This is a genomic window from Leeuwenhoekiella sp. LLG6367-2.1, from assembly GCF_045055775.1.
Taxonomy (GTDB): domain Bacteria; phylum Bacteroidota; class Bacteroidia; order Flavobacteriales; family Flavobacteriaceae; genus Leeuwenhoekiella; species Leeuwenhoekiella aequorea.
Window position 1 is genome coordinate 2,963,429 of sequence record NZ_CP159331.1, and the last position, 12,785, is coordinate 2,976,213.

Here is a 12,785-nt window from a genome sequence, read left to right on the forward strand (position 1 = left end):
TTAGTCTGTGTGTTGTCCATTATCAAAATGTTTTAAACCTGTAGCTATAGTTTCCCTGTAATACGCAGCCATTTGCTCATGATCCCAGTTCTGTTGATGATTTTTATAATAGTTATAAATACCCGGAAAATCATTTTTTATCATCGCTAAATTTTTATCTCTTGAGTACATAAATTCCCAGAGTCTTGCGTGAATACTTTCGTGTATAATGGTTCTTGCAATGGTTAACGTAGTATTTCTATTTTCCGCATGACTTTGATTTATACTTATTACAAAAGTATTTGAGATACCACTTTGTAAAGGTGTTGCTGTAGAAGCATTTGTTTTATTGCCAAGCGTTGTTGACATTACAAGTTTTAAGTTAAATTGAGAATGAGTATCTCCATCATTAAAGTTTTCAAGAATCCAATTAATATTGTTTTTATTGTCAACCATTTTTTGGTAAACACAATCAGCTTTTCTAGTCAGTTGATTATCTGTTTTATCATCATAAATTTCATCATTAAATTCTACCATACATCCCCCACATTCATTTTCTAATTCTCATAACAAGTACTGTTATTAGTATTGCCATTGTTACTTCCGCTGCCGCTACCTTCAAAAAAAGGTTCTCCTGGTGATCCAGCTGTTGAACAGATTTCTCTACTTGCAATATCAGAAGTGGTATGAGTATACCGGTATTCACCATCTATTAGTTTATACCAATATGTATATTTTGCATAGGTTTTAATATACAGTCTTCCATGGGAGCATGGCTTTAGATGTAATTAATTCATCTTTACTAGTATTCAAATTATTGTAATGAATTTAAGCTAAAAAATGCCTGAATTGAAATAAGAGGAAGTTAATTTTTTACCTGCCTGATTGTAATAAGTTAAGTTTCCTGAAAATTTATTTAAATCGAGATTTTCTGAATCTGAATATTTAAATTTTGCAAAATAAAATTTGGTTTCAGATTCAGATTCAGTAGTCATTAGTAAATTATAAATTTCTTTTATAATTTATTGGGTTTTGATGTTTTAAAGTATTACAAATAACGAAAAAGCTTAAAAAAAAGGCTCTGATAAAATTTTACCAGAGCCTTTTTTAACAATTTAACTGATGTTTTATTGCTTTTCAATCCATAAACGGGCGTTTACAAAAGCTTCAATCCAAGGGCTCACTTCGTCTTGGCGACCTTTAGGATATTTTGCCCAGTTCCATTGAAAGATAGAACGTTCAATGTGTGGCATAGTTACTAAGTGACGACCCGTTTTATCAGTCATCATAGCGGTATTAAAACTACTTCCATTAGGGCTAGCAGGATAAGCATCGTACCCGTATTTACCTACAATTTTGTAGTTTTCTTCATCAAGTGGCAAATTAAATTTACCTTCTCCGTGAGAAATCCACACACCTAAAGTTGCTCCTGAAAGTGTAGATAGCATCACCGAATCATTTTCTGCAATAGTAACACTTGTAAATCCGCTCTCGTGCTTATTAGAATCGTTATGCTGCATGACTGGCTTTTGCACATGTTCTGGATTTAATAAATCGAGCTCTACAAAAAGTTGGCAACCGTTACAAATACCTACTGAAAGTGTATCTGGTCGCGCAAAGAAATTCTTAAGAGCAGTATTGGCTTTCTCGTTGTACAAAAATGCACCAGCCCAGCCTTTAGCAGATCCTAATACATCTGAGTTTGAGAAACCACCCACAGCACCTATAAATTGAATATCTTCAAGTGTTTCACGACCGGTAATCAAATCGGTCATATGCACATCTTTTACGTCAAAACCAGCGAGATACATAGCATTTGCCATCTCACGTTCACTGTTACTTCCTTTTTCGCGTAAAATTGCTGCTTTAGGGCGTGGTTTAGTAGCATCTATTTCAGGTTTAATACCTGTGAATTGTTTTGGAAAACTATATGTTAAGGGTTGTACATCAAAATTTGCAAATCGTGCACCTGCCAGACCTTTTGCGGTTTGTTGCTGATCTAAAAGATAAGAAGTCTGAAACCATTTTCTACGTAAAGAAGAGATATTTAAACCTATTTCAATAGAATCCTTTTTAACTTCTAAATCTGCAGTTTCAGTTGTAGTTCCGATGTTGAAGAAAGCTATATTATTTTCAGTCAAAATAGATTCAACGTCAGCATTCTTAGCTGCCTGAAATACAATACCTGCATTTTCAGCAAAAAGAATTTTAATTAAATCTTTCTCTTCAAAAGCAGTCAGGTCTATTGATGCACCCAAGTTATTTTCAGCAAAACACAACTCTAAAAGAGTAGTTATTAGTCCGCCGGAAGCAACATCATGCCCGGCAACGATCTGATCATTTTTAATTAAATCTTGAATGACATTAAATGCTTTAGCAAATCCTTTATTGTCTAAGATTGAAGGTGCCTGAGTACCAATTTTGTTCTGAATTTGAGCAAAACTAGATCCTCCTAATTTAAAATCATCCTGAGATAAATTTATGTAATAGATAGCTCCTTCATCGTGTTGTAAGACAGGTTCGATAACTCTATTAATATCGCTACAAGTTCCGGCCGCAGATATTATAACGGTTCCGGGAGCAATTACATCACCATCAGGATATTTCTGCTTCATAGAAAGCGAATCCTTACCAGTAGGAATATTAATGCCCAAGTCTATTGCAAACTCAGAAACAGCTTGTACCGCCTCATATAAACGGGCATCTTCTCCTTCATTATTACACGGCCACATCCAATTTGCAGATAGTGAAACCGATTTTAAGCCTTTTTCAAGTGGTGCCCAAATAATATTTGTAAGTGCTTCTGCAATACTATTTTTACTTCCTGCAACGGGGTTTATTAAACCACTTACAGGGGAGTGACCTATAGAGGTAGCAACACCATTTTTAGAGTTAAAATCTAGCGCCATTACTCCAACATTATTTAGTGGAATTTGTAAGCTACCCACACATTGCTGTTTTGCAACCCGTCCACCTACACAACGATCTACTTTATTCGTTAACCAGTCTTTACAGGCAACAGATTCCAGTTGCAATACATTTTCTAAATAGTCGTGAAAATTCTCTAACGAGTAGGAAACATCATCATAAACCCTACTGATTTTTGAATCGGTCATTATGGTTTTTGGCGAACTACCAAACATATCATTCATTTCTAAATCCATAGGTTTTTCACCTGTAGTCTTAGATTTAAATGTAAAGCGATGATCACCGGTCACATCACCTACTTCGTACATAGGAGAACGTTCGCGATCTGCAATACGTTTTAAAGTTTCAGCATTTTGAGCTCCTATTACAAGCCCCATACGCTCTTGTGACTCATTGCCTATAATTTCTTTAGCTGAAAGAGTAGGGTCACCTACAGGAAGTTTATCCAGATCAATCAGTCCTCCAGTTTCTTCAACCAGTTCAGAAAGACAGTTTAAGTGACCGCCGGCACCGTGATCGTGAATAGAAACAATGGTATTTTCATCGCTTTCTACCATACCACGAATGGCATTTGCAGCTCGTTTTTGCATTTCAGGATTAGAGCGCTGAATAGCGTTTAATTCAATCCCCGAACTAAAGGCACCCGTATCTGCAGAAGAAACTGCAGCACCGCCCATCCCTATGCGGTAGTTATCACCACCTAGAATTACAATTTTATCTCCAGTTTGCGGTTTTTCTTTTAAAGCTTGATTCTTTTTACCGTAACCTATTCCACCAGCTTGCATAATCACTTTATCGTAGCCTAGCTTGCGACCACCTTCTTCATGTTCAAAAGTCAAAACTGAACCTGCAATAAGCGGTTGTCCAAATTTATTTCCGAAGTCTGAAGCCCCATTTGAAGCTTTTATAAGTATATCAATTGGGGTTTGATACAACCATTTACGTGCTGGCATACCCGCTTCCCAGTGTCTTGGAGATTCTGCTTTTAATCTGGAATATGCCGTCATATAAACTGCAGTTCCTGCCAGCGGTAATGAGCCCTGACCACCTGCCAGACGATCACGAATTTCTCCACCTGCACCGGTTGCAGCACCATTGAAAGGTTCTACTGTGGTAGGGAAGTTGTGGGTTTCGGCTTTTAGTGAAAGTACACTATCAAATTCCTTTTCGGTATAATAATCGGGTTTATCAGCTGTCTTAGGTGCAAATTGTGTTGCTTTAGGTCCGTTTATAAATGCAACATTATCTTTGTAAGCAGAAACAATTTCGTTAGGATTTTCTGCGGAAGTCTTACGTATCATTTTAAAGAGTGAAGTCGGCATTTCTTCACCATCAATCACAAAGGTACCGTTGAAAATTTTATGACGGCAATGCTCGGAATTTACCTGGCTAAAGCCAAAAACTTCTGAGTCTGTAAGTGGGCGGCCTATACGTTTTGCTACGCTTTCTAAATAAGCTACTTCTTCCTCATTTAAGGAAAGTCCTTCTTGCTGATTAAATGCTGCAATATCTTCAATATGTAAGATAGAATCAGGCTCAATATTTATTGTAAATACATCTTGATCAAGCTTAGGATATTCTTGAGAGAGCATCGGATCAAAATCTGCCTTACCAGCAACAAATTCTTCGATACGTATTATTCCTTCAATACCCATATTCTGGGTGATCTCAACGGCATTAGTACTCCAGGGAGTAATCATTGTGGCGCGTGGACCAATAAAAAAAGCGTCTAAAGTAGACGCTTGTATTTTAGCCTGATTGCCAAAAAGCCAGTTAAGCTTATTTATATCTTCTTGTGAAAGTTCGTTATTGGTTTGAACTGCGAAAATTTTGGTTTCTTGTGAACCGAAAAAATGAATCATAGTGCTTTTGCTAAAGAAGCGACAAATTTAGTGATTTTTGCTCTTTACTTCGGTCTTAGTTTTTAAAGAAATTCAACAGAATTTAACTCATTGATGTTGATAACCTACTTGCGTTTTATTTTATTAAAATACAAAAAGCCTCTTAGATTTTTCTAAGAGGCTTTTCAAGTTTAATCGTTGCTTAAAATTAAGCTTTATCTTTCTTTACCATTAGGCACATGTAAAAACCATCATATCCACTTTCGCTAGATAAAATTGTTTTCTGTTTTTCTATTTTAAATTCTCTTCCTTCATCTGTTTTCAAGAATTTCTTTACTTGTTCCTGATTTTCTGAAGGTAAAATCGAGCATGTAGCATAAACCATTTTTCCTCCGGGTTTCACCATTTTAGAATAATCTACTAAAAGTTCTTGCTGAGTCTCTTGTATTTTAGCTACGAAGTCTGGTTGCAGTTTCCATTTAGCATCAGGATTTCTACTTAAAACGCCTAGTCCTGTACACGGAGCATCAATAAGCAAACGATCTGCAGAATTGTGCAATTTTTTAATAACCTTAGTGCTGTCTATGGTTCTGGTTTCTATATTGTGAGCACCGGCTCTTCGCGCTCTACGTTTCAGTTCTTTCAACTTATTAGCATAAATATCTAAAGCTATTAGTTGGCCTTTATTATCCATTTGTGCTGCAAGATGTAATGTTTTTCCACCTGCACCGGCGCAAGCGTCTATAACGCGCATTCCTGGTTCTACATCAAGATAAGGAGCAACCATTTGTGAAGAAGCATCTTGAACTTCAAATAAGCCATTTTTAAAGGCCTCTGTAGCAAATACATTTCCGCGTTCCTGTAGCTGAAGAGCATCAGGATATGCTTTCAGGTTTTCGGTTTCATGACCTTCTTCAACTAAAGCAGCTTTTAAAGTATCAAGGTCTGTTTTTAATTTATTAGTACGTAAAACGACCGGAGCTTGCTTATTTAGTGAAGCTAGTTCTACATCCCATTTATCACCTAATTCTTTCTCTCCTAACTCATCTAACCAATCTGGAATAGATTCCCGTAATTTTCTGGTTTTTGATAATTCATCAAATCTACCTTTAATACGACGCGTAGGCGTTTCTTCAAATTGTGGCCAATCTGGTAGTTTAATTCCTTTAAGAGTGCACCATACTGCAAACATGCGCCATAGATCTTTACGATCTATAGGTTCGCTAACATCTGAAATTTCTGCATATAGGCGTTTCCAGCGAACAATATCATAGGTTGTTTCTGCTACAAAACTACGGTCCCGAGATCCCCAGCGTTTATCACGCTTTAATTGTTTTGATATAACTTTATCGGCATAACTGCCTTCGTTAAAAATTTCGATAAGACCATCAATGACGGCAAAAACCAAGTTGCGGTGTAAACGCATAAAAAGTGTGTTTAAAAATGGGTGCAAAGGTACAGGTTTAAAGGCGAATAGTTTTAAATTCCCCCAAATTTTAAAGTATGAAATTTTATATTATTGTTTTACTACTCCTAGTTGTTTCAGGATGTAAAGATTCTTTAGAAGAAGCAAAAGCGTTATCTCCTATTAAAAGTGTCTTAATTGAGGATATGTATACAGATTCTGTAAGTGTACGTGCAGTTGATATTCTTAATGATGGTAGTCTGGCTTTTGCTGGATCGAATGGTAAATACGGACTCTATAATTTTAGTTCTCAAACGTGGAATACTGGTATTCTTAAAAAAGACAGTCTCACGCCAAGTTTTAGAGCAGTAGCACATACGGCAGAAGATTTTTTTATGCTTAGTGTTGCTAGTCCGGCATTACTTTATAAAACAGGCAATTCGGGAATGGAGCTCGTTTACAGCGAAGATCATCCTAAAGCTTTTTATGATTCTATGATTTTCTGGAATGACAAAGAAGGTATTGCAATGGGTGATCCTACAGATTCTTGCATTTCGATTATTATAACACGCGACGGCGGTAAAAGTTGGTCAAAAATAGCCTGCTCAAATCTACCCACTGCAGCAGATGGAGAGGCAGCTTTTGCCGCTAGTAATAGTAATATTGCTGTTTATGGAGATAATGCATGGATAATAACCGGAGGAATGGAGTCTAATGTTCTGTTTACAGGAGATAAAGGTAAATCCTGGGAGTTATATAAAACGCCGCTCGTTCAAGGAACGTCTACAACAGGAGGTTATTCAATAGATTTTTATAATGACAAATTAGGAGTAATCATAGGAGGTGATTATACAAAACCTAATGATAATACCGCTAATAAGGCACTTACTACAGATGGTGGCAAAACATGGAACTTAATCGCCAATGGTGCTAATCCCGGTTATAGAAGTTGTATTCAATTTATACCTAATACTGCTGGCAAGGAACTATTGGCTATAGGATTTGAAGGTATAGATTATAGTAAAGATCAAGGTGCAAGCTGGACAAGTCTAAGTGAAGAAGGTTTTTTTACCGTTCGTTTTGTAAATGACTCAACAGCATATGCGGCAGGACCCAATAGAATTTCTAAGTTGAAATTTAAAAGATAAAAAAAGCCTGTTTACAAAATGTAAACAGGCTTTTTAAAACTAAAACCAAAACTTAACTTACTTTTTTCTTTTACGGTATTCTTCCCACAATTTCTTGCCAAATTTGTGTTCCACTTCAGGAAGAAACATCATTTTTGAGGCAGGAAGTTTTCTTGTGAGGTCAGACATCAAGCTGCTTTCCAGAGCAAATCTCTTTTCAAGAATATCATTATATTCTGCTATAAGCTTATTAGCTTCGCTTTCTGAAAACGTGTTTTTAGATCCTGAAGAACCGTATTTTTGTTTGAATAAACTACGTTCACGATTACGTAAATCATTCATTTTTGAATCATATATATTATAAATAGGCCAGAATTTCTCGGCTTCTGAAGGAGTAAGATTTAGCTCTTCAGTTAAAAAAGATACTTTAAGTGATTTTATACGTTCGTGATGGTCATTTTGAGCATAGGATGTAACACCTATTAACAACCCCAATATTATAATTAAATTTCTCATTGTTTTGGGTTTAAATTATTGATCTGCAGTCCAAGAGGTCTCAATGATATCTTGATCTATATAGTCATAAATCACCTCTTCACTATCTAATTGCTGATCAAATATTGAAGTGTTATTTTCAATATTACTTAGATCTTCATCAGAAAAATAGTAGGGTAGTTGATCTTGATCTATTAAATAGCTCTCAATGCTTGAAACAGAAAGTGAATCAAAATCTTCTGGTGTGCCTACCGGGTTAATAACATAAAATAATAGTACTACAACTGCTGCAAGTGCTACAAATGCTTTAACAAACGTTTTAAAATCATATGATATGAGTTTGCCATGCGGTTTATTTTGTTCTATAATCTTCAGGGTAACATCTTCAAAGTAGTTTTCTGGAACTGTAAAGACATCCACTTTATTAGGAAAAAGCTCCTGAAACTTAAGTTCAGTAAACAATCTATCGTCAAACGATTTGAAGTAATCGCTCGGGATATTAAATTGTTCTTTATTATTATTATCGCTTTCCATAATTTTTAGACTTTAAATATTTAAAAAGGTTTAATTACCAGTGACGTGATCTGTGATTTTTTTTACCGCGTGATGGTAACTGGCTTTTAACGCGCCTTCAGAAGTGCCTAAAATTTCTGAAATCTCATTGTACTGTAATTCATCATAGTATTTCATAATAAATACTTGCTTCTGCTTAGCGGGAAGTGTATTAATGGCCTCTTGAAGCTTTAATTGCGCGTCGTCACCATTAAAATAGGGGTCGCTAGATAAGTTTGCAATTAAATTATCTTGCAGATCTTCATTACTTAAATGAGTGGTTCGTTGTCTCTTCTTTATAAATGTTAAGCTCTCATTTGTAGCAATTCTATAAAGCCAAGTATATATCTGGCTATCTCCATTAAAAGTATTTAAGTTTTTAAATACTTTAATAAACGTGTTTTGCAAAACATCATCAGCATCCTCATGAGAAATCACCATACGTCTAATATGCCAATATAAACGCTCTTTATATTCGCTTACCAGATCTTCAAATTTGATCGATACGGGATTTATTGTTTTGATACTCAATATTTATATTCTAAAATGGTTTTGTACTTAATACCTTTTTACATTATATGAGACTTTTATATTCTCAAAAGGTTTAATCGGGCTGAAATAAAATTATTATCGAATCTGTAACTTCTAAGTATAATCTTATGAATCTTGATTAAAGTTAAAATAATTGACGATAAAACGTAATTATATTGGATAAACAACGTTCATCTATTGTTTTATAACTTTATTGAAGTTATATTTGAGATAGAAAGTAAGTATTCTATAGAATGTTAATTATTCTGATGTGATTTTTAAATGTTTTTAAAATTCCCTTTTTTGTCCCAAATAAGAAAGAAAGTTTAATTTATTTATTAATCCCAACGTAGAGGATTACATCAGAAAAAAAAGCCGCATCATGAAGATGCGGCTTTTTTATTTGTTGGTATTTTGTTACTAGTCTAGAGCAGTAAATTACTATTAACCTATTTAATATTTAAGGTTCGTTTTACTTCTGGCATTAGATCTTTTCCCTTGGCCATTATTAGACCATTAGATGCTGCAGAGTCAAGAACGTATAAAAATCCTTGATCGTCTGCTATTTTAGTCACCAATGTTTTAGCTTTCTCTCTAATAGGAGCAAATAGTAATTCTCTTTTTTCTGCAATTTGTTTATCAATATTTTGTTGTGACTGTGCTAGATTGCGTTCTATTAATTCGAGATCACTTTTTCTTTTTGCAGATTCTTCTGGAGATAATGTAGACGCCTCATCCTCAAATTTTACAAATTTAGCTTGATATTCTCTGTACGAGGTTTCAAAATCTGCTCTGTACGCTTGGTTCAGTCGGTTTATTTCTGCCTCTGCCTGTTTGCTTTCTGGCATAATCTTTAAAAGTTCTGACATATCTATATGAGCTACCGTTCCTTGGGCTACAGAGGCTGTACTCAAACTTATAAATACTAAAAAGGCTAAAAATAGATGTTTCATATTAGGGTGAAATTTGTGGTAAAAATACAGTTATTATATAATCATTAAGTGATGTATACCGGGTATTATGATCATAAAATATAGCATAAAGACGCTGCACTAATTGTTTTGTTTCAAATTATTTATATTCCGAAGCTAGCTTTAAGATACTTGATAGTAGTTTTGTAAAATAATTAGATATTTAATTTATACTGTAAATCCCTAAACTCCAACAATGAATTTCCACAAACGTATCATTTTATTTGTAGCCTTAATTAATAGTTTTGGCGGCTATCTTTTACACGCCCAAAAAGAGGAGCGTAGTGTTTTTAAAAATTACTTTCCCATATCTGAACGTCCATTTCTGGCTGCAGGTAGCGGTAACAATCCCTATGAAACAATTCTTCTTGAAGCAAAGCCTGTCGTTTATTATAGTATTTATAACGATATACGAGAAGCATTAAATAGAGACACTATAACCGCCGGTGATGCAGTTTATCTGAGTATCCAACCTCATTTAAGAATTTATGATGAGAATTCTAAACCAGTAAAAACACCTTCTTATAAAGCATTTATAGGATGGCAGTCAATAATTAAAACACAACGGAATAATTTTTTAACTGCAGCTATTGAAACCGGTCATTATTCTAATGGACAAAGTAAATCCGCATTTAGCGAAGCCTTTGATGATAACAGCGAAGAGAGTAGGAGTTTGTATGAAGATATTGATGACAACACAGATTTAGCGGCATTGTTAAATAGATCTTCTGGTAATTTTTCTACAAATCTTACTCGAGTGGCTCTAAACTATAGAATAAATACTTTTGATAAAGATAATTATCCTTCTCGATCGCATTCGTTGACAGTGGCCTATCAGCTTTATCACAATCGATTTTTGGGAATGTTTCAATTTGGGGGCTACAATCCGGAGGATATTAAAATCTATGGTAGACATCAAATAGAAGCTGAATATGAATTTACCGGACATTTTAAAGAGATGCGTTACAGTCTTGGGCAGAAGATATTTATACATCCAGATGTACATCCATCAGCCGATATTTATCGTTCTGAAACCAGTGCAATTTTATATCCTTGGGATAAGGATTTAGGAATAATGGCACGCTTTAGCTTTGGTTATGATGATTATAACTACCGGTTTTTAGATAGCTATTCTAGAGTATCTATAGGTCTTACCTGGGATTTCTTTACACCCTTTGTTGTCAAGCCCATCAATAAGCAAAAAGCAGCACAGTAAACGTAAAATTCTAAATAAAAAAAAGATCTGTCAATGACAGATCTTTTAAACAACTTAACTAATTCTGATTTGGGGAAATCATTTATTCGTTAGAAGCAATTGTATTTTGTGTTACACTTTTTCCGTTAGTATCGTAAGCTAGTGCATCTGTATTTGTATCAAAGTTGTTTTGAGCAATAGCGATAGAGGTTAAATTTTTCATCTTATTCAATTCTTTAGGAACTGCTCCATAAAGACTATTGTTTGATAAGTTTAGTTCCTTTAAGTTGTTCAGTTTTAAAACTGCCAGTGGAAACTCTCCATCAATTTTATTGTCAAATAAGTTAAGCACTTTAAGGTTAGTAAGATTTGATAAATCATTATCTAATCTTCCAGTAAGGTTATTACTGGTTAACATTAATTGTTCAAGCTTAGTTAGCTTATATAGTGATTGAGGTAAATTACCGTTAAGCATATTTCCGTTAAGAACTAAAACTTTTAGGTTTTTTAGATTACCGATAGAATTAGGTATAGCTCCTTCAATTTTGTTGAAAAACAATTCTAATGTTACTAGTGACTCTAGATTACCTAGTGATTCTGGTAACTCACCATTTAAGTTATTCATACTTAAATTAAGGCCAACTACATTGTTGTTAATTACTCGAACACCATACCAAGTAGAAACATCAGCATTTAAATCCCAAGTTGTATTCCACTCAGAACCATTTGTAGCATTAAATAAATCAATCAAAGCTTCTTTTTGAGTTGTAGCAACTTCAGCTACAGCATTAAAACTTAAAAAAGCAACTGCGATAAAAGTAAGAATTGATTTCATATTATCTGTTTTTGTGTTCTACAACGTAAATATACATACACTTATCCTTTAAATACATATAAATTCGTTGAAATGCACAAAAATAATTTTTACATCCTGTTATAGTTGTTATTTACTTGTAAAATATAACTGTATTTAGGGGTTTTTCTAATTTAAATTTAATTCTTAGCAGATGAAAAGTGTTTTTCACGGATCTAAAATTCTAAAAATTAGGAAAAATCCTACAGTTTGAAGTGATTTTATGGGAATGCTTTTATTCGGAAAGTGCAATTAGGCTCTCTTCATGAACTTCGTGAACTCCATTAAATGGTATTAGGTTTATTTCTTTTTTGAAAACGGATTGTAAGTAGCTGAGTTGGTTTTCAATTTTCTTTTCACTTATATACGGATCATCTATCCCGTACAACAATGTAATCTTGGTTGAGTCCATTTTTGCAAATGAGGATTCGTTAAATTCTTCAGGCACAGATCCTGAATGTATAATAAGATGATCACAACTAATCTTGGAGTTAGCAAGCCACCTTGTTATAGCTGAAACACCTTGTGAATATCCCATCGCAATGAATTCAATTTTATTATTACGTTCTTTAATTTCGTTTTTGTAAACTTCGTCGAGGTATCTTACGACATTATGTGTTTCCATTTCTGTATTTAGTCGAGTAAACCAAGATGCACCTATATATTTATAACGCTTGTCTTGATAGTATTTGCTAGGTGCTTGTGGGGCTATAATGTAATTGCGTTCTGGATCTAGTTTTTTAAAGTGTTCTAAAAAGTAAGGACTTAAATAACCTATACCGTGACAAACTAACCATATTTTGGTTGTTTTCTCAGTTAGTTTATTTAGCGTGTAGTACGTATTTTGGGAGGTGTAGGAAACTGTTTTTTCTTCGTGCATTATTAAGGTTTAAGTATCTTTACAAAGT

12 protein-coding genes are annotated in these 12,785 nt (G+C 34.3%); 2 read left to right on the forward strand and 10 right to left on the reverse strand.

The window, feature by feature from the left end:
- The 4 genes from ABVM53_RS13170 to ABVM53_RS13185 all read right to left on the reverse strand — a co-directional run bounded on the left by ABVM53_RS13170 (position 1) and on the right by ABVM53_RS13185 (position 6,174).
- Positions 1 to 435: a hypothetical protein gene (locus ABVM53_RS13170; RefSeq protein WP_405326885.1), complete on the reverse strand. Its 435-nt coding sequence runs from the start codon at positions 433 to 435 to the stop codon at positions 1 to 3.
- Between the two features lie 377 nt (positions 436 to 812).
- Positions 813 to 974 (reverse strand): hypothetical protein, encoded by a 162-nt coding sequence (locus ABVM53_RS13175; protein ID WP_405326887.1) that lies wholly within the window; start codon positions 972 to 974, stop codon positions 813 to 815.
- Between the two features lie 132 nt (positions 975 to 1,106).
- Positions 1,107 to 4,769, reverse strand: coding sequence for a phosphoribosylformylglycinamidine synthase (gene purL, locus ABVM53_RS13180; RefSeq protein ID WP_405326889.1), 3,663 nt, complete (start codon positions 4,767 to 4,769; stop codon positions 1,107 to 1,109).
- 187 nt (positions 4,770 to 4,956) lie between these two features.
- Entirely contained in the window at positions 4,957 to 6,174 is a 1,218-nt protein-coding gene (locus ABVM53_RS13185; protein ID WP_405326892.1) for an RsmB/NOP family class I SAM-dependent RNA methyltransferase, read from the reverse strand.
- Between the two features lie 77 nt (positions 6,175 to 6,251).
- Between ABVM53_RS13185 and ABVM53_RS13190 the strand changes: the two genes are divergently transcribed.
- Entirely contained in the window at positions 6,252 to 7,301 is a 1,050-nt protein-coding gene (locus ABVM53_RS13190) for a WD40/YVTN/BNR-like repeat-containing protein (protein WP_405326895.1), read from the forward strand.
- Between the two features lie 57 nt (positions 7,302 to 7,358).
- Here ABVM53_RS13190 and ABVM53_RS13195 read toward each other — a convergent pair whose 3' ends face one another.
- The 4 genes from ABVM53_RS13195 to ABVM53_RS13210 form a co-directional block, all read right to left on the reverse strand.
- On the reverse strand, positions 7,359 to 7,796 hold the full coding sequence (locus tag ABVM53_RS13195; RefSeq protein ID WP_371456331.1) for a sensor of ECF-type sigma factor: 438 nt from the start codon (positions 7,794 to 7,796) through the stop codon (positions 7,359 to 7,361).
- Positions 7,797 to 7,811: 15 nt separating this feature from the next.
- Positions 7,812 to 8,309, reverse strand: a complete 498-nt coding sequence (locus ABVM53_RS13200; RefSeq protein WP_405326898.1) for a hypothetical protein — start codon at positions 8,307 to 8,309, stop codon at positions 7,812 to 7,814.
- A 30-nt stretch (positions 8,310 to 8,339) separates the two neighbouring features.
- The gene (locus ABVM53_RS13205; protein WP_371456825.1) at positions 8,340 to 8,861 is read right to left on the reverse strand and encodes an RNA polymerase sigma factor; all 522 of its coding nucleotides are present in this window, start codon (positions 8,859 to 8,861) and stop codon (positions 8,340 to 8,342) included.
- Between the two features lie 446 nt (positions 8,862 to 9,307).
- Positions 9,308 to 9,811: an OmpH family outer membrane protein gene (locus ABVM53_RS13210; protein ID WP_405326900.1), complete on the reverse strand. Its 504-nt coding sequence runs from the start codon at positions 9,809 to 9,811 to the stop codon at positions 9,308 to 9,310.
- A 214-nt stretch (positions 9,812 to 10,025) separates the two neighbouring features.
- On the opposite strand from ABVM53_RS13210, the gene ABVM53_RS13215 reads away from it, so the two are divergent.
- Entirely contained in the window at positions 10,026 to 11,045 is a 1,020-nt protein-coding gene (locus ABVM53_RS13215) for a hypothetical protein (protein WP_371456334.1), read from the forward strand.
- Positions 11,046 to 11,127: 82 nt separating this feature from the next.
- Here the strand turns inward: ABVM53_RS13215 and ABVM53_RS13220 are convergent, their stop codons facing one another.
- Together ABVM53_RS13220 and ABVM53_RS13225 are read right to left on the reverse strand one after the other, a co-directional pair.
- Positions 11,128 to 11,859, reverse strand: coding sequence for a leucine-rich repeat domain-containing protein (locus ABVM53_RS13220; RefSeq protein ID WP_405326903.1), 732 nt, complete (start codon positions 11,857 to 11,859; stop codon positions 11,128 to 11,130).
- Between the two features lie 253 nt (positions 11,860 to 12,112).
- Positions 12,113 to 12,757, reverse strand: coding sequence for an alpha/beta hydrolase (locus ABVM53_RS13225; RefSeq protein ID WP_405326905.1), 645 nt, complete (start codon positions 12,755 to 12,757; stop codon positions 12,113 to 12,115).
- Positions 12,758 to 12,785: the final 28 nt, after the last annotated feature.

Coding starts and splice junctions, on each gene's coding strand:
- ABVM53_RS13200 (WP_405326898.1), bottom strand. CDS start 8,309: ATGGAAAGCGATAATAATAATAAAGAACAATTTAATATCCCGAGCGAT.
- ABVM53_RS13215 (WP_371456334.1), top strand. CDS start 10,026: ATGAATTTCCACAAACGTATCATTTTATTTGTAGCCTTAATTAATAGT.
- ABVM53_RS13190 (WP_405326895.1), top strand. CDS start 6,252: ATGAAATTTTATATTATTGTTTTACTACTCCTAGTTGTTTCAGGATGT.
- ABVM53_RS13170 (WP_405326885.1), bottom strand. CDS start 435: ATGGTTGACAATAAAAACAATATTAATTGGATTCTTGAAAACTTTAAT.
- ABVM53_RS13195 (WP_371456331.1), bottom strand. CDS start 7,796: ATGAGAAATTTAATTATAATATTGGGGTTGTTAATAGGTGTTACATCC.
- ABVM53_RS13185 (WP_405326892.1), bottom strand. CDS start 6,174: ATGCGTTTACACCGCAACTTGGTTTTTGCCGTCATTGATGGTCTTATC.
- ABVM53_RS13175 (WP_405326887.1), bottom strand. CDS start 974: ATGACTACTGAATCTGAATCTGAAACCAAATTTTATTTTGCAAAATTT.
- ABVM53_RS13220 (WP_405326903.1), bottom strand. CDS start 11,859: ATGAAATCAATTCTTACTTTTATCGCAGTTGCTTTTTTAAGTTTTAAT.
- ABVM53_RS13225 (WP_405326905.1), bottom strand. CDS start 12,757: ATGCACGAAGAAAAAACAGTTTCCTACACCTCCCAAAATACGTACTAC.
- ABVM53_RS13210 (WP_405326900.1), bottom strand. CDS start 9,811: ATGAAACATCTATTTTTAGCCTTTTTAGTATTTATAAGTTTGAGTACA.
- purL (WP_405326889.1), bottom strand. CDS start 4,769: ATGATTCATTTTTTCGGTTCACAAGAAACCAAAATTTTCGCAGTTCAA.